The sequence below is a fragment of the Endozoicomonas sp. ONNA1 genome, assembly GCF_024606325.1.
Classification (GTDB): domain Bacteria; phylum Pseudomonadota; class Gammaproteobacteria; order Pseudomonadales; family Endozoicomonadaceae; genus Endozoicomonas_A.
The window spans coordinates 1-3501 of record NZ_JAHHPN010000502.1 but is presented as its reverse complement, the minus strand read 5'-3'; the positions used below and the strand labels follow the sequence as shown (position 1 = coordinate 3501).

Here is a 3501-nt window from a genome sequence, read left to right as displayed (position 1 = left end):
ACAGAGACAGAAACACAGTCACAGACTCAAACAGAGACAGAAACACAGTCACAGACTCAAACAGAGACAGAAACACAGTCACAGAATCAAACAGAGACAGAGCAGACACAGACACAAACTCAGACACAAACAGAGACAGAGGAGACAGAGAACACCCTGTGTCATTGTAGATGTCGCCTCTTTTGATTCATGACTCTCAATTACTAAAAGTTCTGCGCTTCGCTGATGCGGCGTTAAAAAGTACGGGGTTGTACGCTCATTCGACAAATCAGGGAATTTTCCGGGTTTTGGGAATTTTCCGGGTTTTATTGTGTCTGAAGTGGCACCAACTTAACAGTCGATACTTCAGACCTTATGACTCAACACCTTCAGGGCACAGCCATAAAAGCACTTCCGGAAGAGGAACGTCCCAGGGAAAAGCTGATCTCTCGCGGGCCTCAGGCACTCAGCGATGCTGAGCTGTTGGCAATTCTACTTCGCACTGGCTACAAAGGCACTCATGTCCTGACCCTCGCGTCCCAGCTGATTCAGCACTTTCAATCACTGAGTGGTTTGCTTTGTGCAACACCTGCGCAATTACAAACTTTAAAAGGCCTTGGAAAAGCAAAAGCGACTGAGCTCAGTGCCATTCTCGAAATCTGTCAGAGAGTACTCTCTGAAAAAATGTCTGAGCAAAGCACGATCAACTGCCCGGATGCCACCCGTCAATATCTTCAGCTGCATTTCAGGGGCTGTCAAAGAGAAGAGTTTGCCTGCCTTTTTCTGGACACACGGCACCGGGTTCTGGCTCTGGAAACCCTGTTTCAGGGCACACTTGATGCGGCGCCTGTCTACCCCAGAGAGGTGGTAAAAAGAGCCCTGGAGCTCAACGCAGCGGCCGTTATAGCCAGCCATAATCATCCATCGGGTGACCCACAGCCCAGTCAGGCTGATATAAGAATCACCGAAACCCTCAAGAAAGCACTGGCATTGCTGGATATCAGACTACTGGACCATATTATCATTGGTAAAGGCATATCGGTTTCTCTGGCGGAGCAAGGCATTATGTGAATCCGACCGGAGCAGTCAACATTCCCGCATCTCCAATGGCGATGGGTATAATGCTGGCAAGATTCAAAAGGTTTCCTACAACACAGGTACGTGATAATCAGGTACCCTGACGCCACAAATATCGTTTTTTACCACTATAGATTCCTTTCAAATCAGTGGATAATTCAGCCTGCGACTCCTTGCAAAACTGACTTTTCAGTCCGGCAGGAGCCTGACCGAAAATAGCGCCCAACTTGCACCAAAGCCTTGACTTTGATATAAAGCGCGGTCTTTGTATATGGGTAGCTGCTGAGAGTTCTGACTCTTGACATTGGGCAGACCTGCCCGAAAACGAACAACGGAATCCTCCGGCCTCATGGCTGGGTTTTTTTGGTTTGAGAGGCCACTACTATGTCCAAAGTTTGTCAGGTTACCGGCAAGCGCCCGGTTACCGGGAACAACGTTTCCCACGCGCACAACAAGACCAAGCGTCGTTTCGTGCCCAACCTGCACCACAAGCGTTTCTGGGTAGAGAGCGAGAAGCGTTTCGTTCGCCTGCGTGTATCCGCTAAAGGCATGCGCATCATCGACAAGAAAGGTATCGACACCGTTCTGGCCGAACTGCGTGGTAACGGTCAAAAAATCTAAGATAGCGGGAGCAATCAGTCATGGCTAAAGGTATTCGTGAAAAGATCAAGCTGGTTTCGTCGGCTGGCACTGGTCACTACTACACCACAACCAAAAACAAGCGTAACACTCCAGACAAGCTGGTGTTCAAAAAGTACGACCCGGTTGTACGCAAGCACGTTGAGTACAAAGAATACAAGATCAAGTAAGATCCCGGGTTCTTTCCGGCCCGATGTTCTGTCGGGCCCGCTTTTCCCTGACCACACCGTCACAAACTGCTTATTTTCTGTCGTTTTCACACTGATCTAATGCCCGACCGTGCACTGAACAGAGCATCTGCAGTATGAAACCGGAACTCCTATCGCCTGCCGGAACCCTGAAAACATGCGCTACGCATTTGCCTATGGTGCTGACGTAGTGTACACAGAGCAACCCTGATACAGCCTCAGAGTTCGCAACAACGACTGCAAAAATGAAAGCCTGCAAAAAGGCATTGATGAAGCTCTCGCGCCGGGAGCGCTGACCGAGAACAGTGCCCGTAGCGAGGAGGGATGAAAATGCACGCTTATGTCATTCTTGAAAATTATCTTCACCTTGTGGCTATTCATCAAAACCCGGTGAAAAGAGGTTATGTCGATAGGGCGGAGTAACGGAGTTATCCCAGCGCAAGTAATTACGTCGGCGTTGAAGGTTTGTTAGAGGTGGATCGGTTATGGTGAGTCAGGTATGCGTTCCCACGCTGGTGCGAGGGAGTCACAGATTGGCCCAAAAATGCTCTTAATTGAACTTTTAGTACAAGCAGAAGTCTAATGAATAATTCAATCAATAGTAAATTCTAAAAACCATTTACAAAAAATTAATGAAAGGAAGCTCAAAATTATGAACATGGAAGCGCTTGGTTTAATTTCAAAGGTCATGTTTGACGTACATGACAGAGGTGCCTACCTGATGCATTCAGGCAATGGCAAATCTGCGGAACCCGATTTAAAAATTAAACTCATGAGAGTTTATAATCAGCAAAACCTTAAATATTCCAGTAAACTTCCGAATGACACACCTATCAATGAAAGAACTATTGAATTCATTCATATATTACCCACTCTTGCTCAAACCTCTGATTTTTTTGATAGATTAAACAGGCATGCTGAAAATTTCTGCAGAGCGATAGAGAGTAATATTGCTGATTCAAAAGAAATACAAGACGCTCTAAAAGAGCTCAATAAGCAAAAAAGATCGAAGAAGATCAATTTACAAGAATCTTTAAGGGAACTTAAAGGTGTCGGAAACTTCATGGAATCAATTCTAAACAAATTAGACAACGAAGTTACGATAACTGATAATGAAAAAAAAATATTCAAGTTTCTGTTAGCCAACATATTGAAGATTGATCAAAATACAGACAATTCAAATGTAGAGTACATTATTAAAACGTTGACAAAATATTTTCATCCTGATAGATGCTCTGGTAAGAATAGTGATTTATATTCCTGCATTTTAAGCAATGGACTCCGTATTATCGGTCACATAAAAAATTTATGGGATGTCGACAAAACAGAGATTTCCAGAAGTCAGAAGGGTATTAGCCATGAATTACCTAATGACTCTTTGATAGAATCGATTGCCAACCTAAACAAAATTGACAACTGCTATCGACTCAAAACTTATGAAAAAATAAAAAAAGAGATGCTGGTACTCAAGGCTAGTGATCTAAAAGATAACTACAAAGAAAGATTATTAATGTCGATTATCCAAGCCAATTCATCAGCTCTGATGAAAATAATGATAAATCACCTAAGTATTAATAATTTAAAAGTCAATAATGAAACACCGCTTATTTATGCTATC

The 3501-nt window shown here is 43.9% G+C and carries 4 protein-coding genes and 1 pseudogene; all 5 read left to right on the top strand.

Features of this window, described 5'->3' with window-relative positions; genetic code table 11:
• Window positions 1–354 precede the first annotated feature (354 nt).
• Window positions 355–1050 (top strand): DNA repair protein RadC, encoded by a 696-nt coding sequence (radC, locus tag KDK19_RS11415; protein ID WP_257254240.1) that lies wholly within the window; start codon window positions 355–357, stop codon window positions 1048–1050.
• Window positions 1051–1440: 390 nt separating this feature from the next.
• A complete protein-coding gene (gene rpmB / locus KDK19_RS11410) occupies window positions 1441–1677 on the top strand; it encodes a 50S ribosomal protein L28 (RefSeq protein ID WP_257254239.1) in 237 nt (78 codons plus the stop codon).
• A 20-nt stretch (window positions 1678–1697) separates the two neighbouring features.
• Entirely contained in the window at window positions 1698–1865 is a 168-nt protein-coding gene (gene rpmG, locus KDK19_RS11405) for a 50S ribosomal protein L33 (RefSeq protein WP_034834535.1), read from the top strand.
• 134 nt (window positions 1866–1999) lie between these two features.
• Window positions 2000–2172, top strand: a pseudogene (locus KDK19_RS11400) (U32 family peptidase); the annotation flags it as partial.
• A gap of 363 nt (window positions 2173–2535) precedes the next feature.
• On the top strand, window positions 2536–3501 hold a 966-nt coding region (locus KDK19_RS11395), incomplete at its 3' end, for a hypothetical protein (protein ID WP_257254238.1).